This window comes from Allobosea sp. 05T433, from assembly GCF_056396065.1.
On the sequence record NZ_JBFTKS010000051.1, the window covers coordinates 1 to 25,153 of the forward strand.

General features: G+C 63.0%; 9 protein-coding genes and 2 pseudogenes. 7 read left to right on the forward strand and 4 right to left on the reverse strand.

Translation table 11 applies throughout. From position 1 onward, the window contains the following. Positions 1 to 301 precede the first annotated feature (301 nt). Together AC1DGP_RS33410 and AC1DGP_RS33415 are read left to right on the forward strand one after the other, a co-directional pair. Positions 302 to 976, forward strand: coding sequence for a LuxR C-terminal-related transcriptional regulator (locus tag AC1DGP_RS33410; RefSeq protein WP_476769625.1), 675 nt, complete (start codon positions 302 to 304; stop codon positions 974 to 976). A gap of 852 nt (positions 977 to 1,828) precedes the next feature. Continuing rightward, the gene (locus AC1DGP_RS33415) at positions 1,829 to 3,415 is read left to right on the forward strand and encodes a methyltransferase regulatory domain-containing protein (RefSeq protein ID WP_476777311.1); all 1,587 of its coding nucleotides are present in this window, start codon (positions 1,829 to 1,831) and stop codon (positions 3,413 to 3,415) included. Between the two features lie 74 nt (positions 3,416 to 3,489). Here the strand turns inward: AC1DGP_RS33415 and AC1DGP_RS33420 are convergent, their stop codons facing one another. Beyond that, positions 3,490 to 16,113, reverse strand: coding sequence for a peroxidase family protein (locus AC1DGP_RS33420; RefSeq protein ID WP_476833158.1), 12,624 nt, complete (start codon positions 16,111 to 16,113; stop codon positions 3,490 to 3,492). 853 nt (positions 16,114 to 16,966) lie between these two features. On the opposite strand from AC1DGP_RS33420, the gene AC1DGP_RS33425 reads away from it, so the two are divergent. Together AC1DGP_RS33425 and AC1DGP_RS33430 are read left to right on the forward strand one after the other, a co-directional pair. Beyond that, the gene (locus AC1DGP_RS33425) at positions 16,967 to 18,679 is read left to right on the forward strand and encodes a type I secretion system permease/ATPase (protein WP_476777309.1); all 1,713 of its coding nucleotides are present in this window, start codon (positions 16,967 to 16,969) and stop codon (positions 18,677 to 18,679) included. Positions 18,680 to 18,682: 3 nt separating this feature from the next. Then, positions 18,683 to 19,993, forward strand: coding sequence for an HlyD family type I secretion periplasmic adaptor subunit (locus AC1DGP_RS33430; protein WP_476777308.1), 1,311 nt, complete (start codon positions 18,683 to 18,685; stop codon positions 19,991 to 19,993). A gap of 217 nt (positions 19,994 to 20,210) precedes the next feature. On the opposite strand, the gene AC1DGP_RS33435 is transcribed toward AC1DGP_RS33430, so the two are convergent. Beyond that, positions 20,211 to 20,888: a response regulator gene (locus AC1DGP_RS33435; RefSeq protein ID WP_476833159.1), complete on the reverse strand. Its 678-nt coding sequence runs from the start codon at positions 20,886 to 20,888 to the stop codon at positions 20,211 to 20,213. Beyond that, positions 20,881 to 22,329 (reverse strand): sensor histidine kinase, encoded by a 1,449-nt coding sequence (locus tag AC1DGP_RS33440; protein WP_476777306.1) that lies wholly within the window; start codon positions 22,327 to 22,329, stop codon positions 20,881 to 20,883. The genes AC1DGP_RS33435 and AC1DGP_RS33440 overlap by 8 nt, the downstream gene beginning before the upstream one ends. Before the next feature lie 210 nt (positions 22,330 to 22,539). Here AC1DGP_RS33440 and AC1DGP_RS33445 point away from each other — a divergent pair, with 210 nt between their 5' ends. Together AC1DGP_RS33445 and AC1DGP_RS33450 are read left to right on the forward strand one after the other, a co-directional pair. Continuing rightward, the gene (locus AC1DGP_RS33445; RefSeq protein WP_476777305.1) at positions 22,540 to 22,752 is read left to right on the forward strand and encodes a membrane dipeptidase; all 213 of its coding nucleotides are present in this window, start codon (positions 22,540 to 22,542) and stop codon (positions 22,750 to 22,752) included. After that, the gene (locus tag AC1DGP_RS33450) at positions 22,736 to 23,173 is read left to right on the forward strand and encodes a membrane dipeptidase (RefSeq protein ID WP_476777304.1); all 438 of its coding nucleotides are present in this window, start codon (positions 22,736 to 22,738) and stop codon (positions 23,171 to 23,173) included. Before AC1DGP_RS33445 ends, AC1DGP_RS33450 begins: the two co-directional genes overlap by 17 nt. Before the next feature lie 79 nt (positions 23,174 to 23,252). Here AC1DGP_RS33450 and AC1DGP_RS33455 read toward each other — a convergent pair. Then, a pseudogene (locus AC1DGP_RS33455) lies at positions 23,253 to 24,240 on the reverse strand (IS110 family RNA-guided transposase); the annotation flags it as partial. A gap of 102 nt (positions 24,241 to 24,342) precedes the next feature. Between AC1DGP_RS33455 and AC1DGP_RS33460 the strand changes: the two are divergent. After that, a pseudogene (locus tag AC1DGP_RS33460) lies at positions 24,343 to 25,153 on the forward strand (IS481 family transposase); the annotation flags it as partial.

The following is a 25,153-nucleotide window of genomic DNA, read 5'->3' on the forward strand; positions in this document are numbered from 1 at the left end:
CTCGTCGCCGCCCTCGGCGACCGCAAGCTCCAGCCCGGAATGCCGGTCGAGGTCTTCATCACCACCGAGGAACGCACCGCGCTCTCGTTCCTGACGAAACCCTTCGCAGACCACGCCAACAGGATCTTCAAGGAGAGGTGAGGCGACCGCTGCACCTCATGTTCGAATCATCGAATGGGAGGGGATCCGGCAGCCGACCAGCGCCGCTCCAACATGGAGCGCCCCACCATCTCGCAAAGGGTTTTGACTGAGCGACCATCTCATTCGACTTGCAGCGGTAAAGTAGAGAGGGGGAGGAGCCATGCCGGATCGTTCGCTCGCAATCGTCGATGATCACCCGGTGCTGATGGAGGGGATCGCCGCCCTGCTGAAACGATGGGGCGGTTTTACGCTCGCCGCGACCGGGAATGTCGCGGACGATATGGTGTCGATCACCAGGAGCCATCGGCCCGATGACATGATCGTCGATCCCGGCATGGCGGGGGATATCTATCGGGCGATCTCGGACGCGTTGAGGATCGCTCCCACCATGAAGATCGTTGTGTTCACGGCCTCGGCCAGCACGGATGATGCGATCAGGGCTCTTGATGCCGGGGCGAAGGGCTACGTCCTAAAGAGCGGCCCGGGAGACGACCTCATTCAAGCCCTTCAGGCCGCGCAACGCAACGACGTCTATGTCAGTCCCTCGTTCGCGAGCAAACTAATCTGCGCCTTGAAGGACAAGTCTCTCGAACGACAGAAGGCGGCCTGCAACAGGCTCAGCGTCCGGGAGGAGCAGATTGTCAAACTGCTGCTTTGCGGAAAGATGAACAGCGAGATCGCCCGCGAGCTTTCGCTCAGCACCAAGACCATCAAGGCGCACATGACCGGCCTGATGGCAAAGCTGAATGCCCGTAATCGTCTGGAGGCGGTCATCGCCGCGCAAAAGCTGGCTGCGGCGACGAGCATCCCGGTTGCCACAAGGTTCCGCCCCTGAAAGACGAGTCGAGGATCGCGCCAAAGACGAAGATCATCGTGTTCACGGCCTCGGCCAGCACGGCTGAGGCGATCAAATCTCTCGACGCCGCGGAGCTAAATCTGCATGCGTGAAGAGCGACCAGACCGCAGACGGAACCGCGCGCTATCTAATGTAAGTCGGCGCTCGATGGTGCTGAGTTCGGAGGCAGATTATATCCGCGCCTGCTCTCGGGCTCGCGACCTCCATTCCGCTGCCCGTCATCCAATGGCCGAGGTGAAGCTTGAGAATTTGGCTCTCGCCATTTTGACCTGGGAACTTAAAGGCGGCCCGCCAAACGGCACCTGAGCGTCCGCCAGCCCGGCGAAACTCTCCCGACCCCGAGGCAGCGCCGGCTGGCCCAACGGATCGACGAGGACAACCAGTAGACAAGCGCTTGTTCCGGCGCTTCCCACAGCGCCAGTACCGGGTGCGTCGAGCGTCCGAGGCCGAGATCGAACAGGGCGGCATGCTCGCCCACCGCGCCGCGACCGGCGACCACCTCTACATCATCGGCAAGCACCTTGGCCGCGGGGCCATGGAGGCCGGATCGAGGCTCAAGCCTCGCTGGCCCGAATTGGGGTCAGAACAAGAGCTGCTCAAAATCGTACGCTACTCTAGGCGGGAGCTGGTGACGAGCGGAGGAAATCGGCTGCATGCCACTATCCTACCGTGGCAGGCTCAGATCGCACCATTCCCGGGACAATGCTCGCTGGCCATACGGTTGCAGTTACCCGTTCGCAGGCTCAGTATGATCCGCTCTGCCTGCCAGTCGATGCGGGGGCTGCGATACCCGTTGGGCGGCCGGCACGGTGTAGGTGACGAGGGGCGCGGATGAGTGTGGGCGACCCAGCGTATCCAAGCCCTATTGCCGAGAACGATGGACCCGGCCGTGATGCCAGCGATTATGACGGCTTCCCGTATCTCTCGCTGCCGATCGCCTACACCCATCCCGCGACGCTCGGCGCGCTTGCGACCCTCCATGGTCTCGACGCTCCTGCGGCTGAGCCCGCGCGCGTGCTGGAACTCGGCGGTGCGTCGGGGGGGAATCTCATCCCGATGGCCGCGCGTTTCCCCCGCTCCCGCTTCGTCGGGATCGATCTGTCCTCACGGCAGATCGCGGACGGGCGACGCAGGATCGCTGGGCTGGGCCTTGGCAATATCGAGCTGATCGAGGCCGATCTCGCCAATACCGGCAGCGCCCGCGGGCATTTTGACTATGTGATTTGCCACGGTGTCTTCAGCTGGGTCCCGGGGCATGTGCAGGATGCGATCCTGCGCGTGATCGAGGCGTCGCTTGCCGATAACGGCATCGCGGCCGTTAGCTACAATGTTCTGCCGGGCTGGCATCTGCGCAGCCCCGTCCGCGACATCCTGCGCAGCCAGGTCGGCAGCACGGGCACGCCGCGGGAGCGCGTCGAGCGGGCGCGCGCGGTCCTCGAGACCCTGCAGACGGCGACCGCAGGAGGTTTCGCCTTCGGTCAGATCATTCGCGCGGAAGCGGCCCGCCTGCTGCGGATGCCGGGCTCCTATGTGCTCGGCGAGTTCCTGACCGAACATAACGCACCCTGCTCGTTCGGCGACTTTATGGAGCGGGCGGGCAGGCACGGCCTGAGCTTCCTGTGTGAAGCCGACCTGGATGCCGATGCCCGCGAATTGCTGGCGCCGGGCATGCGGCGCAGGATTGCGGAACTGGCGGTGCAGGACCCAATGGCGGCGGCGGCGCTGCTCGACCAGTATGGCGGCAGGCCGTTCCGGCGCTCGCTGCTCGTCAAGGCAAGCGCGGCCCGCGCGATCCACGCGCCGAAGCCGGCCGATCTCCGCCACCTCCATGTTTCGATGCGGCTCGAGCGGACGCCGCCAGCACCCGGCGAGACGGCATCGTTCAAGGATGCGCGCGGGCGCCGGCTGGGAACAAGGGGCGCGGCGGTCGCGCACGCGATGTCGCGCTTGGCCGACGCATGGCCGGGCACGCTCCCGGTCGCGGAACTCGCTTCCGGGCAGGAGGGCCCCCGGGTCGCGCGCGTGCTCATGAGCCTCATCCATGAAGGCCGGGCCGAGCCCTCCTTGTTGGCGCTCTGCGTCGGTCGGAAAGATGCCGCACGCCCCGTCGCCTGGCCGCTGGCGCGAGCGGAGGCTGCCTTCGGGCTTCCGTCCGTGACCGGATTGCGCCACGTCGCGGTTCACCTATCGAAAATGGGACGTGCGATCACCGCACGGCTGGACGGCACGATGGACAGGGCCGTGCTGGCCCAATGGCTGGCCGGCGAGATCGCCGCCGATCGGGGCCGGTTTCACGAAACGGAGGGGCCTGCATCGTGGCGGGATGAGCAGGCGTTGCTTGCGATCGCCCGCCGGCATGTCGACGAAACGATCGGCCATCTCGCCAGCGGCGCAGTACTCCTGCCGGAGCCGCGATAGGAGGCGAGCAGGAGGCACCGCCGCGCAGCGGCGGGCAGCGCGAGGATGGCTCCATCGCGCTACCCGCTCTCTGTTCACAGAATGAAGTCGCCGGCGGCGAGACTGTGAAGCCCCGCGAGCTTGATTTCCATTTCGATCGTGCCGACATTGTTGTTCGTGTTGAGCTGGACGACCGTGTCGCCGCCGCTTTGGATGACGCGCACCTGCCCTGCGGCGGAAAAGGCGGCGCTACCGATGAAGGTGAAGGCCTGGTTTCCGCCAGAGCCGGTGTTGGCATCGATTGCCGAGAGATCGATGATGTCGCCACCAGCGACGCCGGCCCCCTCGAAATCGGTGATCACATCATTGTTGCCGACCCCTACGCCGGACTCGTTGGTCGTGTTGAAGAGGAAGGTGTCGCTGCCTGCTCCGCCGGTCATGACATCATTGCCTGCGCCGCCGGTGAGGGTGTTGTTGCCGCCGTTGCCGACGATGACGTTGGCGGCGTTGTTTCCTGTTCCGCTGATATTGCCGTTCCCGGTCAGGGTGAGGTTCTCGAAGTTGTTGGCAAGCGTGAAGGTGACGGAACTCCGCACCGTGTCCGTGCCTTGGTTGGCAGCTTCCGTGAGGGTGTCGTTGCCATCGGTGATGTAGATATCGTCGCCCGCGCCGCCGATCATCGTGTCGGTACCGCCGCCTCCGTTGAGCGTGTCGTTGCCAAGGCCGCCATTCAGGGTGTTGTTCCCGCCATTGCCCGTCAAACTATCGTCGCCACTGCCTCCGGTGACGTTCTCGATATTGGCGATCGAGGTGAAGCCGGAGGCGTTCCCCGCTCCGAGATTGACGGTTACGGCGGCAGTCGTCCCAGCATAGGACAAGGTGTCGCCCGACCCGCTATTGGATCCGAGATCCGCGGTGACCTGCTCGATGCTGGTGATGGTTCCGCCCTCGAAGGCGGTCAGCGTGGTGCCGCTGAAAACGACATTGAGCGTGTCGGACGCGTTGGTGCCGGTGATGATAAGCTTGTCGGTGTCCGCGCCGCCATCGACCGCATCGGCACCATGACCGATGGTGTAGATGAAGCTGTCATTTCCAGCGTCGCCGAACAGCGCATCGTTGCCGGTGCCGCCAGTGATAATGTCATCGCCCGAGCCACCATGGACGGTGTCGATGCCGGCGCCGGCATCGATGATGTCGTTGCCGCCCTGGCCGTCGATGACATTCACGCCGCCATTGACGGTGATGGTGTCGGCGCCCTGGCTACCGATGATATTCTCGATGCCGCTCAACGTGTCGTTGCCGATCTGACTGCTCGTTGCGCTGCTGGTCGTGACGACGGCCCCGGCAGAGGTTGCAGACAGGTCGTAGGTGTCGATGCCGGCGCCGCCGGCATAATTGTCGTTGCCGTCGTTGACTGTGGCAATGAAGAGATCGTCGCCGACACCGCCGGTGAGGGCATTGGCGTTGGCATCGCCGGTCAGAATGTCGTTGCCCGACCCGCCGGTCACGTTCTCGATCGACACGTATTTGTCGCCGACGGCGATGCCGGTGTTCTTGGTCGGATCAAGAAGGTTCACCGCGACGCCTGACGCGTCGTTGGCATAGGATACGGTATCGACACCGCTGAGGCCGAGGAAGGTCCGGTTGTGCCCATTGGCGAACAAGCCGGCCGGGACGTCTCCCGACAAGGTGTTGCCGTTACCGTTCCCAACCACGAAGGTCTCTGGAGAGATCATTGCCGCGGGGGTGTTGGCCGGATTGTTCGCCCCGAACACGTCACTATAGCTGGCCGTAAGCCGGACCGTCTGGTTTGCGATCGTGAGCGACGGCGCCGTGCCGGCCGCGCCCGTGATGTTGACCCAGGCGGTGCCGTTCCATTGCTGCCACTGGAAGGGGGCTGCGGTGCCGGGCGGATTGATGCCGGCAATCCGGCCCGTGGGGTTGGCTGCTGTGATCAGGTCGGGATCGGCGAGCGTGTCAGTGCCGGCAAGCACTGCGTTGGCCGTATTGGCGCTGAAGCCGCCGACATGGACTGCTCCCGAGGCCGCCTCGTTGACGTTCTCGATCCGGACGATCTCGGTCTGGATCGTTGTCTGGTCACCATCGCTCACCTGCAATTGGATCGTGAAGGTGATCTCGGTGCCGGCGGCGTTGATCGAGGCATTGGGATTGCCGCCGAGCTGCTGCTTGATCGCCTCAAAGTCGGGAGCCTGATTGAACACCAGCGTCGCAGCGCTGGTGACGCCGGCTGCCGTGACCGTGTCGGTCGTGGCTCCGATCTTGAACAGCCCCTGTGTGAGCGCGTCGCCGTTGACGATGCTCCATGCCAGCGGGGCAGCGACCTGGTGGTTGGCGATCTGGAATGCAGTCAGGGTATCTGTCGCGCTCAGGCCGGCGACGAGCGTACCCGCAGGCGTGCTGAGATTCTGCGCTGCGATGACGGCCGCCGTCGTGAACTCGTTGAACTGGGCATTGACGGGATTGCTGCCGAAGACCGGTGTGCCATTGCTGCGGCCGAGCACATCGATCGTGAAGTCATTGGTGACTGCGAGTCCCTGTGGGTCGGTTGCCGTGATGCGCACCGTGATGCCGCCCGTGAAGCCTGCCGGCGGCGTGCCGGTGATATGACCGTCCGTGACAGCGCCGGTCGCGTCCCGATCGACCGTGAAGGCGAGGCCCATGAACGATGTCGCGTTCGTGATGGGGTGCGCGGCGCCGTTGGCATCGACGATGGCGGCCGTATAGGTGAGCGCCGTCGCGGCCGTCTCCCGATCGCCGAAGACCGTCGTCAGTGGCAGGAACATGTTGGTAATCGGCTTATCCTGTACTGCTGCCGTATTGGGCAGCCCGACGAGCTCCTGCTGCGCCACGACGAATGGCGCGGTGTTTGCGGCAAGCGGATCGGGAACCAGAACAGCCGTGGGCGCCGAGACAACGCGCTCGACAAAGCCAGACTGAGCCGCCGGGTCGGCATAGGTCACGACGACACGAAGCTGTTGGCCGAGGAAGAAGTCGGTCGGCGTAAAGGTCGCCGTGGTGGCGCCGTTGGGGTCGAGCGCCGGATCGGCGATGTTGACCCATTCGCCGCGCGCAATGTTCAGGTACTGCCACTGGAAGGAGAGCGGATTGGTGATTGTGCCGCCGGCGAAGTCGAAATCCACCAGGTTCGTCACATCGGTGGTCAGCGCGCTGTTCACCTGCGGGGCGGCCAGCCCAGCGGCAAGTATGACCTGGAGGGCGGCTCCTCCGACCGAGGGGTTGGCTTGCGGAATATGATTGTGCGTCGCCACGGCGAAGTCGATTTGCGACACGTCGATCGTCGTGTCGGCAAATTGCAGCCGCTCGATATTGCGCAGCCGGTCGGTGCCGTCGCGCCCGGCCACGCTGTCCACGACAGTGATGAAGCCCTCGGCGTCCTCATTGCCGTCGATCGTGTAGTCGGAGGCGTTTCCGGTGAACACGGCCGTGTCGATGTTGCCCGGTGTCGTGTCATAGCGGATCTCGCGCAGGATCTGGCTGCCGAGGCCGACAACGCCCGCAGCGTTCGGCAAGAGCTCGACATGCAGCCAGGCGTCGCCGTCGATGACATCGTCGCCCCTGCCGCCCTCGATGATGTCGTTGCCGCCGCCGCCGAGGACGATATTGCCGGTGATGCTCACCGCCGTGCCGGGCTTGAAGAATGCCCCTTCGGTCGTGCCGTTGACGAAGGACAACTCCGGGTTGCCGAAGCCGTCCACGGGGCCGTCTGCCAGCCCCTTGATCAGGCTGGGATTGTTCAGCTGGTTCTTGGCGAGCGGCACGATCGGTGCGCGCGCATTATTGTCCGCGGTCAGGATGTCGTCGAAGCGGGAGCCGCTCAGGCCTTCGGTCTGGGTGAAGATGTCGCGGATGCCATCGGCGCCGAGAGGTGCGTCGGGCGCAATGAACTCCTTGATGCTCATGTCGACGGCGACGGACTGCGTCTCCCTCTCGAACGAGGCCCAGTCGAAGCCGAGGCCGCCGAGGAATTTGTCGAAGCCGCCGACGCCAAGCATGATGTCGTCGCCGCTGAAGCCCTTCATCACGGTGCCGACGCCGCCGATCAGGACGTCGTCACCGGCATAGAGCGGGAATTGCCCGGTCGGTGCACCGACGTCGCCGACGAGCACATCGCCGCCGTCGGGGCCGCCATCGATCCAGTCGTCGCCTTCGTCGCCCTGAATCTCCTCGCCGCCCTCGCCGCCATAGATGATGTCGTTGCCCGATCCGCCGACGATGTCGTCGACACCCTGGTTGCCGTAGATCAGGTCGTTGCCGGCGCCGCCGAAGATCAGATCGTCGCCCTTGCTGCCATAGATGGTGTCGTCGCCGCCATCACCGTGGAACGATGAGCCGATGGAGCTGTTGGTGCTGCTCAGGATGTCGTTGCCGTCGCCGCCGAATAGATTGTCGTTGCCGCCGCCACCATCGATGATGTCGTCGCCGGCATCGCCCCAGACCGTGTCGTCATCTGCCTGGCCAGCCATCAGCCGATCATTCGCCGAGGTGCCGCCGAGCACCATCGTGTTGCCGAAGAAGTTGTCTTCGCCGAGGAAGTGGACGGTCCCGTCGCCCTGGATCTCGACCAGTGGGTGCAACTGCCCGTCCGTGCCGGTGAAGGATGGTATCGCCGGACCGACCGCGAAGATCGGGTTGTTGTGGCTGTCGACCGCAACGCTGCCATCGCCATTGTGCTGATAGAAGTCCGTAGCCTCGATCTTGTATTCCGGCGTCAGGAAGATGCTGGCCGATATGTGGTGCACGCCGGTGGCGTTCATCACCATCTCGGCGAAGGAATTGTTCTCGATCTGGTCGGAGAACTGCATGCCCTCGATGCGCGGCAGATAGTAGAGCCGGTCGGCATCCTGCAGGTTTTCCATCTGCAGCTTGAAGACATAGTCGAACGTCGTGCCGAGCAGGCCGCCATGCAGGTTCTGCTTCTCGGCCAGACCGCCGATCCACAGATCGACCGCGTCGAGGCCGGTGACCGAGCCTGTGCTGTAGTGCGGCGGCGTCTGATCGAGCATGGGCTGATGTGTGACCGGGTCGATCTGAGCCGAGCCGGTGATCGGGTCGATCAACGCGCCATGATAGGCGCGCGGGTCATTGACGTTGTTCGCGTAGATGCCGGTGCTGTGCATGAAGTCATAGGCATCGGTGCCGCGGTTGGCTTCGTCCTCGCCGGCGCTGACGAGCGCCAATGCAGCCGCACGCTTGTCGGCGAGGGTCGTAGCGTTGGCGATGCTCGGGTGGGTGCCGTAGGCTGCGACGAAGTTGATCAGGGACGCAGGGTGCTTCAGGAACTGGCCGAACTCGTGCCAGCTCTCGTATGGCTTCAGGGACGCGTCGTTGGTCTCGCTATAGAGTTCGTTGCGAACCAGGTTGATCCCCGGCACGCCCTCGGACCGGCCGCGCGCGATATTGAGCGAGGCAAGGTCGAGCGGCAGGCCGAGCAGGTTGTTGCGCAACGTACCGGTGACGAACTCGTCGATCTCGTTGCCGACCTGGGCCATGGAGCCGAGAGCAAGCTGGCCGGATGCGTCGGCGCCTCCATTCAGATAGGCAAGCGGGTTGGTGAAGGCGGTCAGCAGGGCGATATTGCTCGAAACCTGATTGCCATTGCCGTCGAGCAGGATCGGGTTCCCGTTGGCATCGAGCTCAGGCGTGCCGTTCAGGGGATCGCCGTCAGCGCCATGATGCAGCGAATAGCGCTGCAGGTTTTCGTCCAGCATCGAGTGGCCGAAGCGATAGACGGTATGGGCGAACTCGGCGAACACCGCCGGGTCGAGATGGATGTTGGTATCGCCGGAGACATGGATGTCGGGCGCGATCTTGCGTGCGAATTCCTCGAAGACGAGGTGCTGGTACTGTGTTTCGGTGCCGAAGCGGGCGACCTGGAACAGGCGCTCGCCATTCCACTCGGTGGCCGTGATCTGATGCGCTGCGCCACCGGCGCCAGGAGCGAGGTTGACGCCCGGAAGAACCCATTCCGATGCGAATGAGGTATCGCCCTTGTCGAGCTGTGCCTGGATGAAGGCCTTGGTTTGCTCGACCAGCCGATTATGCTCGGAATGGAAGACGTCATGTACGGCGGTGAGGCCGATATTCTCGTTCACGCGGCCGTCGCCTGCGATGTAGTGCGCGTCGAGGAGTTCGTTGTCGTAGACCAGATTCTGGCCCGTGGCCGGATCGACCGGGGGCGCATTGCCAGCGACGCCGTCGCCGTCCGCGGTGAGAGCCTGGCCGAAATCGTTGAACGGGCTGGCATTGTGGGCCATGTCGTTGATGAAGGCGACGCCGGCGCCGACATACTGCGTCGACAGCGTCGCGTTCGGCGGGGCTGCAAGGTCAGCCGGCACCGCGATATGGTCGATGTCGAGGCCGGCTGCGGTGCCCTCGACGGTCCGCTCGGCGAGCAACGTCGTGATATGGGTCGTGCTGTCGGTGGCGAGCACCTGATAGACGACCTGTGCAAAGCCGTTGGGGCCGCGGATGACGTTGCCATAGGCGTCGGCCTGGACGAGCGGCACGCTGACCACGTCGTAATCCGACAATTTGAGCCCAAGATTATCGAGCGCGTTCTTCTTGACGTCGGCCCAGGTCGGCATGTGGTGCGAGAGGTCGGTGGTCGCCGCCGTCGCGTCGGCATTCCCGGTCTGGGTCGCTCCGGCCTGGTTGACATGGTCGAGCATCCGTCCGGTCGAATGGATGTTCGGCGCCTGGCCAGCATCTGCGACGTTGATGTACTCGCGCAGGAACACCTGATGCGAGGGATGCGAGGAATAGGTCTGGCTCTGGTCGACCGGCGGCGTGATCGCGTTGGTGGTTTCGTGCGTGAAGGTGTCGTCCGACGTGCCGACGATCCCGTCGGCGCCGGCGGTGCGCTCGATCATGGTTCCGCGCGTCAGCACCATGAAATTGGTCGGGCTGCCAGCCTTGTAGAGCGGGTCGTCCGGCAGCAGCGGGATGATGACGCTGCCATTGCCGCCCTTGTTGACGAGGTCGAGGCCATGGTCGAAGAACTGGCCGAACAGCGTGAACCAGGTGTTGAACGGCGCTGAAATGCCACCATCCGGCGTCACGTTCGGGATGGAGTAGTTCGGCAGTCCGGTGGTCGGGTCAAAGCCGTCGAGGGCCGCGACCTTGTTCGGGTCCTGCACCGCCGGCATCACCGTCGCCTGCGACGTGGCAGCCTCGAGTGCGGCAGGATTGGCGGCGCTCTGATCCACGATCAGGTTGCTGATCATGCGCGGGTTGGAATCATAGACGCTGCCATGCGTCTGCGCATAGCTCGTGAGGTTGAGGCCGGGCGCGAAGGGGTTGTCCTGGGCGAGGCCCAGCACCGGGGTCGTCAGTCGCAGGAATGACTGGTCCGAGGCGCCGAACGTGCCCTGGCCGGACACCGCGCTATTGTTGGTTGCGGCGACCTCGCGCAGCCCGAAGGCAAGATGCGGATTGACCGGTGGCTGATGGGCCTCGGCCATCTTGATATTGTTCAGGATCCAGTCGAGATCGACGCGGTCGAAGCTCACCCCCATCGGATCCGCTGCCGGTGCAGCAGGGGACGCGGCCGCGGTGACGGCGGCGGCTGGATCGTTGGCGACATTCCCGGTGGTGTTGAGAACGTTGATGGCGAAGTCGGCCGTCGAGGTATGCGCGGGCAGGACCACGCCCGCCGGCGTCGTGATCGCATCATCCGTGGCATAGAACCGGAGGTCGATCGCTCCGTTGAAGCCGACCGGAAGTTGGCCGGTGATGGTGGCACCGGTGATGCCGGTCGCGTCGGACTGAAGCGTGAAGCGGAGACCGAATGCAGCCGCCGAGCCATCGAGAATCTGGCCATTGGCGAGCGTCGCGGCAAAGTGGAGCGCGGTGTTCGCCGTATGGTCGTCGGTCCAGAAATTCGTGATCGGAACGAAGACGTTGATCTTCTCGCCCTGATAGGCATCGACATTGTCCACGAGTTGGACGACGCGCTGGTTCTGCGTCGGCCCGAAGTTCTTGCCGGGATCCGCGGCGAGCAGGGGTGTCGGCGCACTCGTCACCGTCTCGGTGTAGCCATGCGCGTCCGTATAGGTGGCCTTCAGGCGGATCTGCAGACCCTCCTCGAAGCTGCCGGGAACCAGGGCGTTGGGATTCGTCGCGCCCGTGATGTTGATCCACTCGGCGCGGATCAGGTCCTGATACTGCCATTGGTAGGAGATCGGGGTGGTGATGATACCGCCTGCGAAGTCTGCATCCTTGATCACGCCGGCCGTGGCGAAGTTCGAGGACAGGGTGTCTTCAACGGCAGGTGCCGCGATGTTGCCGGTTCGATCGGTGACGGTGAGCGTGCTGACCGGGATGTGGTTGCGGCCACCGGAGACGTCGACGGTGACATCGGCGAACTCGAGCCGCTCGATATTGCGCAGGCGATCGGTGCCGTCATCGACTGCGTTCTTCGTCGCAGCGACGGCGCCGGCGGGCGTATGCGCTACCGTGACGAAGCCCTGCGCATCGGGTGCGAGCTGGATCGCGCCGCTCGCCAGCCCCGCGATTGTTGCTGCATCCAGCTGGCGGACCACAGTTGCGCCCGCGGCCCCGCGCACCGTGATCGTGTAATTGCTTGCGTTGTCGCTGTAGACGGCCGTGTCGACGTTGTTGGGGTGTGTGTCGTCGTAGCGGATCTCGCGCAGGATCTGACTGCCCGCGCCGATCACACCCTGGGCATTCGGCTGCAATGCGACATGCAACCAGGCATCGCCGTCGATGATGTCGTCGCCGCCACCGCCCGTGATGCGGTCGTTGCCAGCGCCGCCGAGCAGGATGTCGCCACCGGCGAAGCCGAGGGCGCTGTTGGGGCCGCCGGCGCCCGGTGCGAAGAAGGAGCCCTCGAGGGTTCCGTTGTGATTGGTGTAGGTCTTGCCGGCGGCGTCGGCCGGCGTGTCGGCAAGCCCCAGGATCAGGTTCGGATTGAGCAGCGCATCCTTGGCGGCCGCCCGCACCGCCCGCGGGTCATTGGCGCCGAGGATCTCGTCGTCGAACTGCGAGCCGCTGACGCCCTCGGTATGACTGAACACATCGCGAATGCCGTCGCCGCCCAACGGATTGATCGGCGAGATGAACTCGCGCCGCTTCATGTCGACGCTGACGGCCTGCGTCTCGAGCTCGAAGGAGGCCCAGTCGAAGCCGGTGCCGCCGAGGAACTTATCGAAGCCGCCGACGCCGAGCATGATGTCGTCGCCGCCGAAACCCTTCATGACGGTGCCGACACCGCCGATCAGCACATCGTTGCCGGTATAAAGCGGCGTCTCGCCGGTTGGCGCGCCGACATCGCCGATGAGCACGTCGCCGCCATCCTTGCCGCCGTCGATCCAGTCATCGCCCTGATCGCCTTGAACCTCTTCGCCGCCTTCGCCGGCCAGGATGATGTCGTTGCCCGCGCCGCCTACGACGTCGTCAATGCCGCCGCCCGAGGAAATGTAGTCGTCGCCTGCGCCGCCGAAGACGATGTCGGCGCCCTTGCCGAGCAGGATCGTGTCGTTGCCGTCATCGCCATGCACGACATTGTCGCCGGCCTGATCCGTGATCAGGTCGTCGCCGCTACCGCCGAACAGATTGTCATTGCCGCCACCGCCATCGATGGTGTCGTTGCCGCCGTCGCCCCAGACCGTGTCGTCATCTGCGTTTCCGGCCAGCAGCTTGTCATTGGCGTCGGTGCCGCCTAGCACCATGGTGTTCCCGAAGTAGAAATCCTTGCCGATGAAATGAAGGGTTCCGTCCTTGGTGATCTCGACGAGGTTGTGCACGACGCCGTTGGCATCCGTCCAGGTCGGGAATGTCGGATTGGCGCGCAGGAGCGGGTTGCCATTGGCATCCGTCAGCACATTGCCGTTGGCATCGAGCTGGTAATAGTCCTTGGCCTCGATCTGGTATTCCATCGCCTGGAAAATCGAAGCGGGCAGGTGATGCGTGCCGGGGATATTGGCCTGGATCATCTCCGCGAACGAGTTGTTCTCGATCTGGTCGGAGTAATGTGTGCCTTCGATCCGCGGCAGATAGTACAGCCGGTCGCCGTCCTGCAGGTTTTCGAGCTGCACGCGGAAGATGAGCTCGAATGTGGAGCCGAGCAGGCTGCCGTTCAGGGCTTGTTTTTCGGCAAGGCCGCCGATCCACATATCGACCTGATCGAGCCCGGTGATCGAGCCAGTGCTCCAGAGAGCGACAGCGCCATTGGCGTCGTGGATGAGGTTGGCATTGGTGGAGGTCGCCGGATCGGCGTTGCCGTAGGCGCCCTGACTATGCAGGAAGTCGTAGGCATCCTGGCTGAAATCGGTGTTGGCGACCGAGATCTGATGACCGAAGCCATCGAGAATCGGCTTGCCGGCATCCTGGGATGGGTCGGCATTGCCAATATTGTCGGCGTTGAGGGTGTTCGCCGTATTGGCGATGTTGGCGATCCCCGCCGCATCCAGAGCGCTGTTGGTCAGATGGCCGGCTGCGTCGGTGAAACCATATTCGGTGTAGCGGCCGGTCTGATCGACGAAGGCGAAGTCGGTGTGCTTCAGGCCGGCATCGGTATACTTGAAGCTCGTCAGGTTGCCCGCGGCATCCCTGAAGGCGTAGTTCAAGCTCACCGTCTTCTGAGCGGAAACCATCAGGTCAAGCGCCGCCGTGCGCTTGTCGAGGACTGTCGCCTCGGCCGTAAGGGCGGCATGCGTCCCGTATGCTGCGATGAAATTGACCAGCGAAGCCGGGTGCTTCAGGTAGTGACCGAAATCATCCCAGCTCTGGTAGGGGCGCAGGTTGGCGTCGTGCGTCTGATCGTAGATCTGGTGGCGGAACGCGTTCAGCGTCGGCACGCCGGTGTCCCGGCCGCGGGCCAGGTTCAGGGCGGCGAGGTCGAGCGGCAGGCCGAGCAGGTTGTTGCGCAGCGCGCCGGTGACGAATTCGTCGATCTCGTTGCCGACCTGCTGGGTCGCGCCCCGGATGATCTGGGCCGCGGCGTCGGAGCCTTGAGCGAGGAAGGCCAGCGGGTTGGTGAAGGCATCGATCAGCGTCATCTGCTGGTTCGTCGCCGGGTTGAGGACCGGATTGCCGTTGGCATCGAAGCGGTCGATGGTCTCGTCCAGCATCGAATGGCCGAAGCGGTAGACCGCATTGGCGAACTCGGAGGTGATCGCCGCGTCGAGGTGGATGTTGGTGTCGCCCGCGACATGGATGGTCGGGACGACCTTGCGCGCGAATTCCTCGAAGACCAGGTGCTGGTACTGCGTTTCGGTGCCGAACTTGGCGGCCTGGAACAGCCGCGCCCCGTTCCATTCATCGTCCTGAATGCCGTCCGCGAGATTGGCCCCGGAGAGCACCCAGTTCAGGGCGAACGATGTGTCGCCCTTGGCGAGTTCGCCCCGGACCATCGCCTTGGTCTGCTCGATCAGGCGATTATGCTCGTTGTGGAAGACCTCATGGACGGTGGTCAGGCCGATATTCTCGTTCGCGCGCCCATCACCCCCGACGAAATGGCTGTCGAGAAGCTCGTTGTCGTAGAGGCCAGCCGCGGGCGCAGGTCCTCCGGCGAGTCCGTCGCTGTCGGGCTGCAGCAGGTTGCCGCTTGAATCGAACGGGCTCGCTGCATGCGCCATGTCGTTGATGAAGGCGTGGCCAATGCGGACAACCTTCTCGCCGCTCTCGAGCGGCAGCGGATCTGTCAGGTCGAGGCCGGTCGCTGTGCCCTCGACCAGTGTCGTGCCGCCTCCAGCATGTGCGACGACAACCTGTGCGAAGCCATGGGCACCGAGGATGAGATTGCCATAGGCATCCGTCGCCAGCAGCGGCACATTGCCGACATCGTAGTCGGTCAGCGCGATCCCGAGTTTCAGGGCATTGGCCTTGACGTCGGCCCAGGTGGCGAGGTGGTTCGCACCCGTGGCATCGGTGTGCTCGAGCAGCCGGCCCGTGGCCTCGATCGTGACCGTTCCGGCGAGCGCGCCTGGCGTCGACAGGTACTCGCGCAGGAAGGCCTGGTGCGAGGGGTGAGACGTGTAGGTCTGATTCTGATCGACGAACGGAGTGACCAGGTTCAATGTCGGCTGCACGGCCCGCGCCAGAACCATGAAGTTGTTGGGGTTGGGGTTGGTTGCCGTCGCCTGCACATAGAGCGGATCGTCGGGCAGCAGCGGGATGAAGACGATCTCGGTCTGGCTCTTCGAGATCAGGTCGAGGCCGTGGTCGAAGAACTGCCCGAAGAGGGTGAACCACGTGTTGAACGGGGCGGAAATGCCGCCATCCGGCGTGACATTGGCGATGCCCAGATTGGCAATATAGCCGGAGTTCGCTGTGCCGTCGGGATTGAACTGAAGCTGCACGGTGATGGGCGTCGCCCGCTCCGGGTGCAGGGCGTTGTAGGCGTCGACAGCGGCCTGGTTGGCCGAACTCTGGTCGGAGATCAGGTTGGAGATCGTGCGCGGCGTGGAATCCACCACGAATGGCGTGCCCGCTGCGTATCCTGGCTGGAACAGCTGTGTCGCATAGAAAGGCAGAGGCTGGTCGATCGATCCATATGTCGATGTTGAGCCGCCGGCGCCGGTGGACTGGTTGTTGTTGGTCCCTGCGACCTCGCGCAATCCAAAGGCCAGATGCGGGTTGACGGGCCCTTGCCCGGCCTCGGCCATCAGGATCTGCTGCAGGATGTAATCGAGGTCTACGCGATCAAACGTAACCATAGCCGGACCTCCCGATTGCTTGTCTGTTTGCACGCGTCAACACGATCCGGCTCGGGGCCTGGCCGGCCTCGAGTGGTTGCTGGAGGATCTCTCTTTCCGGATCTCGGCGCGCTGCCGCGTGCAGGCTAAATCAATGCATCTGAAATATCGCAAATATTGGCTCTATACTGATCAAATGATGTGGAGTTGAGCCGGTATTTCGCGAAATTGTTATCGAGGATGATGCCGATAAAGTGAGGTTTTGGCAATTGCGACTTGAGTATTGGAAGTTCAATCCATAAGTACTTGGGACTTCTGGCCAGCGCGGCCGGACCATGGTCGGAATTCGTTGGACCATAGTCGCCAACGCCTCGCCGCTGCATGCCGGAGACGGTTACGGATGCAAGCGACACCACCCATTGTTTCGAAGCTCGCCGGTGGCGCCTCGGTTCATTCCGGCGCACTGCGGCATCGCAACCTGGGCACGGGAGCCGGCGGTGAAGGTCAGGGCGAAGCGACCATCGTCCGAATGATGTCGGACCATAGTCCTTGAAGGCTTTGGACGAGAGTACGTTCTGCCGAGGCGGCGATCGGATTAGGGTCGCTGGATAGCGCATGCCGAGGGCTGTTTCAGCGCCGATGTGATGTCCAGCATCCGGATTCCGGGCCGTTTCGACGGAGATTGCGACGTGATTTCAGGGAATGGCATGATTGTTGTGCCGCACGACCGGAGCCGCAGATGCTCGTCGTCGGAACAAGCCCTTGCCAGGCAGGCCCCTTGCGGCGGGAGAGTGGAAAGCCCCTTGAACCCAGGCGCATCCGATCCGGCCGCAAGCCTGACGCCGGCAACGCATGGGGTGGGGATATGGGGGCCATGACGTCGAAGGGCCCTTCCTGGCTCGCTTCGAGCTGGGACGCGTACGCGGGTGTCGCGCTCCTGAGCGGCTTGATCAACGTGCTCTATCTGAGCGGCTCCATCTTCATGCTGGAGGTCTACGATCGGGTGCTGCCGAGCCGCAGTATCCCCACGCTCATTGGCCTCGCTGCGATCACGGCGGCGCTCTACGCCTTCCAGGGACTGTTCGATCTCTGCCGGGGGCGCATCCTTTCGCGCATCGGCGCGACGCTCGACCGCGAGCTCTCCCAGGATGTCTTTCAGGGGGTGCTCCGGCAGCCCTTGCGCAGTCGGATCGATGGCGACGGACAACAGCCCTTGCGCGACCTCGACCAAATGAAAGCCTTCCTGGCGAGCGGAGGGCCGGCTGCGCTCTTCGATCTGCCCTGGATACCACTCTACCTGGCGGTCTGTTTTGCCTTCCACGCCTGGATCGGCCTGGCGGCGCTTGGCGGGGCCCTTTTCCTCGTCGCCGTGACGCTTCTGACAGACATGCTCACCCGCCATGCGACCAGATCAGCCGTTGGCGCCGCGGCTATCCGCAGCCGGATCACCGAGTCTGGTCGGCGCAATGCCGAAGTGGTCCGGGCCCTTGGCATGGCGCGGCGCATCGGTGCGCGCTGGGACGATGCCAACAGCCGCCACATGACCTTCCAGCAAAGGGCTTCCGATGTCTCCGGCGGCTTCGGTGCGCTGACGAAGGTGACGCGCATGCTGCTCCAGTCGGCCATTCTCGGCATCGGTGCCTATCTCGTCATCGACGGCCAGGCGACCGGGGGCATCATGATCGCCTCCTCGATCCTGACCTCCCGGGCACTGGCCCCGGTGGAGCTCGCCATCGCAAACTGGAGAGGCTTTGTCGGCGCGAGGCAGGGGTGGCGCAGGCTTCAGCAGGTCATGGGGACCGAAGCGGCGCCGGGCGGACGGTTGAAGCTGCCGGCACCGCGCCTGTCGCTGAGCGTCGAGAACGCTGCGGTGGTTGCCCCCGGGCAGGGGCGCCTCCTGGTCCAGGAGATTTCATTTGCGCTCAAGGCCGGTCAGGGCGTGGGCGTCATCGGGCCAAGCGGCTCCGGCAAATCGAGCCTTGCGCGGCTGCTTGTCGGCATCTGGCCGGCCTGCCGTGGCAAAATCAGGCTTGATGGTGCTGCCCTTGAGCATTGGCCTGATGAAGATCTGGGCGGGTACCTCGGTTATCTGCCGCAGGACGTGGAACTCTTCGCGGGAACAGTGACCGAGAACATCGCGCGCTTCGACCCGGCTGCCAATCCGGAGCATGTCATTGCCGCAGCCAAGGCTGCGAACGTGCATGACCTGATCCTACGCCTGCCTGATGGCTATGAAACCGAAATTGGCGATAGCGGAGCCGCCCTGTCGGCGGGGCAGCGCCAGCGGATCGGTCTTGCTCGGGCGCTGTTCCGCGACCCGTTCCTCATCGTGCTCGACGAGCCCAATTCCAATCTCGACGCCGAGGGCGATACCGCGCTGACGCAGGCCATCCTCGGGGTCAGGGCACGCGGCGGCATCGTCGTGGTCGTTGCGCATCGCCCGAGTGCGCTGGCGGGGTTGGATATGATCCTGATGATGGACGGAGGGCGGGCACAGGCCTTCGGTCCGAAGGACGAGGTTCTGTCCAGGGTGACGCGCCCTGTGCCGCTCCCGGCCGCGGCCGTCCTCAAGGCGGTGGAGAACTGATCCATGTCGCCGAAAACCGCAACAGACCCCCGCCGGTCGATCAGGCGCCACCTGCTCGCAAGTCTCGCCGCTACGACCATCCTTGTGGGCGGGCTCTACGGATGGGCCGCGAGGACGGAGGTGTCCGGAGCAGTCGTCGCTGCAGGGGTGGTTGTCGTCGACTCGAATGCGAAGAAAGTACAGCACCCGACCGGCGGAGTTGTCGGTGCGCTCAATGTCCGGGACGGCGACAAGGTCAAGGCCGGCGAGGTGGTCATTCGACTTGACGAAACGGTGGCGAAGTCGAACCTGGCGATGCTGTCCAAGACGCTCGACGAGCTTTGCGCGCGCCAGGCGCGCCTGGAGGCCGAGCGTGACGGCCGCGACCGTCTCGTCTTTCCCGATAGCCTCATGAAGCGGGTGGCCGAGCCGGACGTGGCGCGGCTCATCGACGGCGAGGAAGGCCTGTTCGACCTTCGGCGCCTGGCTCGCGCCGGCCTGAAGGAGCAGTTGGGCCAGCGTGTCCAGCAATTGCGCGAGCAGATCGACGGTCTTGAAGTCCAGGCCAAGGCCAAGGGCAAGGAGATTGTCCTCATCCATCAGGAGCTTGATGGAGTGCAGGAGCTCTGGCGCAAGAATCTGGTCTCGCTCAGTCGCGTAACCGCCCTCTCACGCGAGGACGCGCGATTGGATGGCGAGCGCGGCGCCATGATCGCCTCGGTCGCCCAGGCCAGGGGGAAGATAACCGAAACCGAGATGCAGATTATCCAGATCGACCAGGATCTGCGGAGCGAGGTCGCCAAGGAACTGCGCGAGATTCAGGACAGGGCCGTCGAGCTCACGGAACGAAGCGTGGCGGCCGAAGACCAGTTGAAGCGTATCGATATCCGCTCTCCGCAGACCGGTACGATCCATCAGCTCAACGTCCATACGATCGGGGGAGTCGTCGCTGCGGGAGACACGCTGATGCTGATCGTGCCTGAAGAGGACGATCTCTCCGTCGAGATCAAGGTTGCGCCCCAGGACATCGACCAGCTCCGCGCCGGGCAGACAGTGATGCTCCGTCTCTCTGCGTTCAACCAGAGAACAACTCCCGAGATTTTTGGGGTGGTCAATCGGATTGCCGCGGACCTGGTGCAGGATCAGAGGTCCGGGGCCCAGTTTTACCCTGCCCGTATCAACTTCACGCCCGGAGAGCGCGAGCGTCTCGGCAATCTGAAGATTATTCCTGGAATGCCGGTCGAGACATTCGTCCAGACAGGCAGTCGGACAGTGATGTCTTATCTGACGAAGCCCCTGACGGATCAGGTCATGCGTGCCTTTCGCGGGGTTTGACTGCCCCCGAGCGACCGCACCCAAGGCTCCGGCAGGTGACGGCCCTGCAATGCCGCAAATGCTCGGAATTCATGGGCCAGCCGAATGCCGCCGGCATCCTGGTCTGGGGTTCAATCGATGGCCGGAGGGTCTGCTTGGCGCGCTCCCGCTCGGAATGGCGTTAAATCGCTGTTGTCACAATGGATATCAAGATTGGAGATGTATTTATCTCCGGCAACTAAAGTAATCGAGCGTTGATGTATTGTGTTCCGGGTGATTTTTTGTTGACCATAATGGCTATTTCCACGCGATTCCTGGCGTGAAGTTTCTGAAGGACATTCGTGATGTGATGTTTGACCGTCTTTTCGCTGAGGGACAGGGAGTTGCCGATTTCCTTGTTGGTCAGGCCCTGCGCGACGAAGGACAAAACCTGCTCCTCGCGGCCCGTGAGGTCCGCGAACGGGTCTGCCGCCGCATTTCGCTTGGAGTTTGGCCTCTTCATCTGGGTCAGAACTTTGGCCGCAAGTTCCGGTGACACATAGGATTGGCCGCTATGGATGGCCTTGAGCGTGCTCACCAGTTCAACGCCGCTGACGCCCTTCGCAATATAGCCCTGAGCGCCCATCTGCATCGCGGCCAGGACCTGTTCCTCATCCGACGCGACCGTCAGCAGCACGGTCTTCACCGACGGCCAATGGGTGACGATCGCCTCGATGGCCGACATGCCGCCGCCTGGCATGTCGAGATCCAGCAAGACGAGATCTGGCAGCCGCTCCCGGGCGATCTGAATGGCCTCATGGGCCGATGAACCCTGCCCAACGACCTCCAGGTCGGGCTCGGAGGCCAAGGTGTGCACGACACCCGCCCGAAACAGCGGGTGATCGTCGAAGACGGCAATCCGGATCTTGTCAGCCATAAGCTTCACCTGTCGGTTGAAGGGGGAGGCGTGTCGTCAGGCGTGTTCCCTTGTTCGGCCAACTTGAGACATGCAGGCTTCCGCCAAGGATCTCGATTCGATCCCTGAGGCCGGTGAGGCCGAGATGGACGTCGCTGGGATGATTTCGATGGGGCTCGATACCCGGGCCTTGGTCCGTCACCTCGACAGTGATCAGCGCTCCGTCGGATCGCACGCTCACCTGTTGGCCCATGCCGCGCGCGTGTCTGAATGCGTTATTCAGGCCTTCTTGGATGAAACGGTACAGGCAGGTTTTGGTGGCGTGATCCATGTCATTCGGCAGATCGCAGATGTCGATGGAGACAGATGTCAGCGTTCGCCGTTCGTGGGCGCGCACAGCCGATAACAAGGCCGATCTCGGCGAGAGTTTTTCGATTTCAGGAAGCGTCAGCCCGGAGCAAATGCTGCGGATTTCCTTCAGCGCATCAGACAATACCGACTTGATCGTAGAGTGTGCGTTGCTCCGTTTCCTGGCCTCGTCGTCCGCTTCCGTGTTCCGGGGCTTCAACCCATCAAGCCTGAGCAGGGCCAGGCTGAGCATTTGGGCGGGGCCGTCATGCAAGTCGGATCCAAGCTGCCTCAAGTACCGCTCATTGAGCTCCGTCGTGCGGTGTGCCGATGCTTGCAGGCGATTACGCAAATCCTCGTTCTGCGCGAGCAACTGAAAGAGCTGCTCGACACGCTCCTGGAGCGATAGTTGCTGCCTTTCAATCGTTGTGCTGCCGCGAGCCACGATCCAGAACAAGCCTGCAATCATCAGAAACGTCACGACTCCCGTGACGATCCAGCTCTGCTCTCGTGCCTGGATCAGGGCCTGCCTGAGCTCTTCGGCATTCTCGTAGAATTCGGCGACGGCAATGATCATGCCCGCGCTCGATCGGATCGGCGAGTAAACTTCGAGCTGAGGTGTATGACTTGCGTGGTCCTTGTCATGCTCCTCGATGTGTGGGTGATCGAATTCGGCGGAGATCTTGCCGTGCCAGGCAGCGTTCAAGCTTTCCTTTGGCGCGAGTGTCTTGCCGATCTCGTCCTTACGAGTGCTGTAGACGAGCATGTTGTCATGCGCCCAGACCCTGATCGCGCTGACGCGCATATGGACGGCCGCCGTCTCCATCACGTCGTCAAGGGCTTGACTGCTATCGGGCGGCAGCACGTTGGCTGAGGGCAGTGCTTGAAGATGCGGCTGGACGAAGTTGTCCATGTACCGGGCCGTCGCGACGGCTGCATTCTCCGTGACGATGGTCTCGATGATATTGGAAACCCACCCTCCCAGGGTCAGCATGCCGAGGACGACGAGGGCTGAACTCGCCAGTGTGTATTGTTTGGCGAGACTCAATTTATGCCATTGTCTATTGAGGTAAGAAGTCAATAAATAGGATCTTAGATGGGCCTTATTTGTCATTCTCTATGTCCTGAATATGAACTATCGAATGAATTAATACATAATTTAAAATCTAATATACTTGAATATTCAGATATTACGTTAATGTCAAAGAGGCGGTTTAAAATCATGGCGCGCCCGAAAGATCTTGGCGGGATAGGTGTGAATTTAGCGATAGACCGCGACGCTGGATTCTAATATGTATCCCGTCCAATTCTTTGTCAAAGCAATTTGGGGAGCTACAGCTGCTTCCGAACGAAGCAGTCACGGAATAGTTACAATCTGTTCGGGCGCTCGACCCTTGACGCTATTCAGTGGTCGGAGAAGCCGGTCGCCGTCACTCACGCCAACCCCGACAGCTTGTTTGCCCATAAGCGCAACAAGACCGACGATGTGTTGAAGGCGCTGGCCGAAATGGGCGGTGTGCTTGGCTGCGCGACCTAATCGCAACATCACCGGCGACCGTTACTCGAGTTCGCTCCGTTCGTGGTGCGAGATGGTGGCCCGGACAGTCGACTTGATGGGCATCGACCATGTCGCGATCGGCACCGATCGCAGTCACAACTTCACAAAACCGGATTATGACTGGATGCGCATGGGTCGCTGGACACGCGGCGTTGATTACGGTGCCGCCTCGGCCGACCGCCCCGGTAAGGCCCCGCCGCCATCCTGGTTCACCGAGGTCCACCATCTCGGCCTTCTGCCCGACGGCCTGCGCGAGGTCGGCTTCAAACCGGACGAAGTCGAAAAGATCACGAACGGCAACTGGCTGCGTCTCTATGGGGTAGTCTTCGCAGCGGGACAGCCGCGCGAGCAGGCGACCCTATGGTTCGTGCAGACTGATCCCGCCTTGGCGATGACCTGAGCGTGTCCAAGTCGCAGGAATTGAGAGTACCATGAACCATACGAAGCAATTTTATATCGGCGGCGCCTGGGTCGCTCCGCATCAGCGCGAATGCGATGCGGGCGAGCTTGTTTGCTACGGCGATGGCTACAACTCTGAAGGGTTTGGTATCCAGGAGCCGGCTTGCCCAAGTCCTCAGAGCGCCCTCGCCCTTGCGGCGGTGACGCAACACTGCGTGTGCACCGACGACGAGAAGTTTGCGGAGATAGCGGTCTCCCATCTTGGATATCCGCCCCAACCGTTCCTTGCCTCCAGACGAGTTCTGTCGAGGCGTCAACCCGAGAGAGGCAGAGAACGCGCGCGGCCCCTCGAATGCCGAGATATCATCCTGCGCCGTCGCAGCGATGGCGGAAGCCGTCACCGGACCGATGCCAGGCACCGTCATCAGGCGCCGGGCGGTTTCATTCTCTTTCGCGAGCTGTTCGATCGCGTCATCGCTGGCTGCGATCTCCGCGTCGAGATGTTCAATCTGGCGCACGAGCGGAGCCAGGGCCGTCTGCACGGTTGACGGGATCTCCGCCTCGTCGCCACCACCGATGAGAGCAGCCAGGCTGCGGGCGTTGTTCGGTCCCTGCGCGGCAATGATCCCGATCTCGGCCAGGTGGCTACGCAGGGCATTCAGCATTTGCGTCCGCTGGGTGACGAGGATCTCGCGGACCCTGTGGTGCATGAGTGCAGCCTGGTTTGCGATCGAGCGTACCGGCACGAAGCGCATGGATGGCCGGGTCACAGCATCGCAGATTGCCGCTGCATCTGCTGCATCATTTTTCTGGCGCCGGACATAGGCCTTTACGTAGGCCGGCGGCATCAGCCGCACATCATGACCACAACCGATTAGCCTACGCGCCCAATGATGGGCGGAGCCACAAGCTTCAAGCCCGACCAGGCATGGCGGTAGCTGCTCGAAGAAGGGCAAGAGGTCCCGACGTCTGATGGCTCTCGTCAGCAGCACACCGCCCGAGCCGTCGACCACGTGAACCTGGAAGATAAGCTGCCAAATCGAGACCTACCGTTACAGCCGCGGACAGGTCGGTGTGCTGCTTGCGCATGGATGGGGCTCCTCGGAATGGTCCGTGATGGCAACGCGCCTGCCTTAAGAATGGTGCCGGTGCAGGCGCCGTCCATCCCATCAAGAGAGCCTGAGGGCTCTGGCGATGCGCTATGGCATCAACCAGAAGACGGTGGCCAAGTGGAAGAGACGGAGCTCGACGGCGGATCTCAAGACCGGTCCATGCGAGCCTCGATCGACCGTGCTGTCGATCGAGGAGGAGGCGGTCATCGTCGCCTTCCGCCGGCATACTCTGCTGCCGCTCGATGATTGCCTCTATGCTCTGCAGGCGACGATCCCGCATCTGACGCGCTCATCATTGCACCGCTGCCTGCAGCGTCATGGCATCAGCCGGTTGCCGGAGGTGGCAGGAGACAAGGAGCCGAAGAGGCGCTTCAAGTCCTACCCGATCGGCTACKTCCATATCGACATCGCCGAGGTACAGACTGCCGAGGGCAAGCTCTACCTCTACGTGGCCATTGATCGCACGAGCAAATTCGCCTTTGTCTAGGTGGTCAGGAAGACCGGCCGGACCTCGGCTTCYGCCTTCCTGKTGGCTCTGATCGACGCGGTACCGTACCGGGTCCACACCGTKCTCACGGACAACGTCCTATGTCGGGARGCAGCTTTGGGCTTTGGCCGACAGCTCGTTACATCACCCACATGTTCGACATGCGGTGCCACGAGAATGGCATCGAGCATCGCCTCACCAAGGTGAAGCACCCCTGGACCAACGGGCAGGTCGAGCGGATGAACCGCACCATCAAGGAAGCGACCGTCAAGCGCTTCCACTATGACGATCATCGCCAGTTCGAGGCGCACCTCACAGACTTCGTTGCCGCCTACAATTTCGGCCGCCGGCTGAAGACCCTTAGGGGGCTCACACCCTACGA

Bases quoted from the DNA above. Each gene is read 5' to 3' on its own strand.
- AC1DGP_RS33415 (WP_476777311.1), top strand. From the start codon at position 1,829: ATGAGTGTGGGCGACCCAGCGTATCCAAGCCCTATTGCCGAGAACGAT.
- AC1DGP_RS33420 (WP_476833158.1), bottom strand. From the start codon at position 16,113: ATGGTTACGTTTGATCGCGTAGACCTCGATTACATCCTGCAGCAGATC.
- AC1DGP_RS33435 (WP_476833159.1), bottom strand. From the start codon at position 20,888: ATGGCTGACAAGATCCGGATTGCCGTCTTCGACGATCACCCGCTGTTT.
- AC1DGP_RS33440 (WP_476777306.1), bottom strand. From the start codon at position 22,329: ATGACAAATAAGGCCCATCTAAGATCCTATTTATTGACTTCTTACCTC.
- AC1DGP_RS33425 (WP_476777309.1), top strand. From the start codon at position 16,967: ATGACGTCGAAGGGCCCTTCCTGGCTCGCTTCGAGCTGGGACGCGTAC.
- AC1DGP_RS33430 (WP_476777308.1), top strand. From the start codon at position 18,683: ATGTCGCCGAAAACCGCAACAGACCCCCGCCGGTCGATCAGGCGCCAC.
- AC1DGP_RS33410 (WP_476769625.1), top strand. From the start codon at position 302: ATGCCGGATCGTTCGCTCGCAATCGTCGATGATCACCCGGTGCTGATG.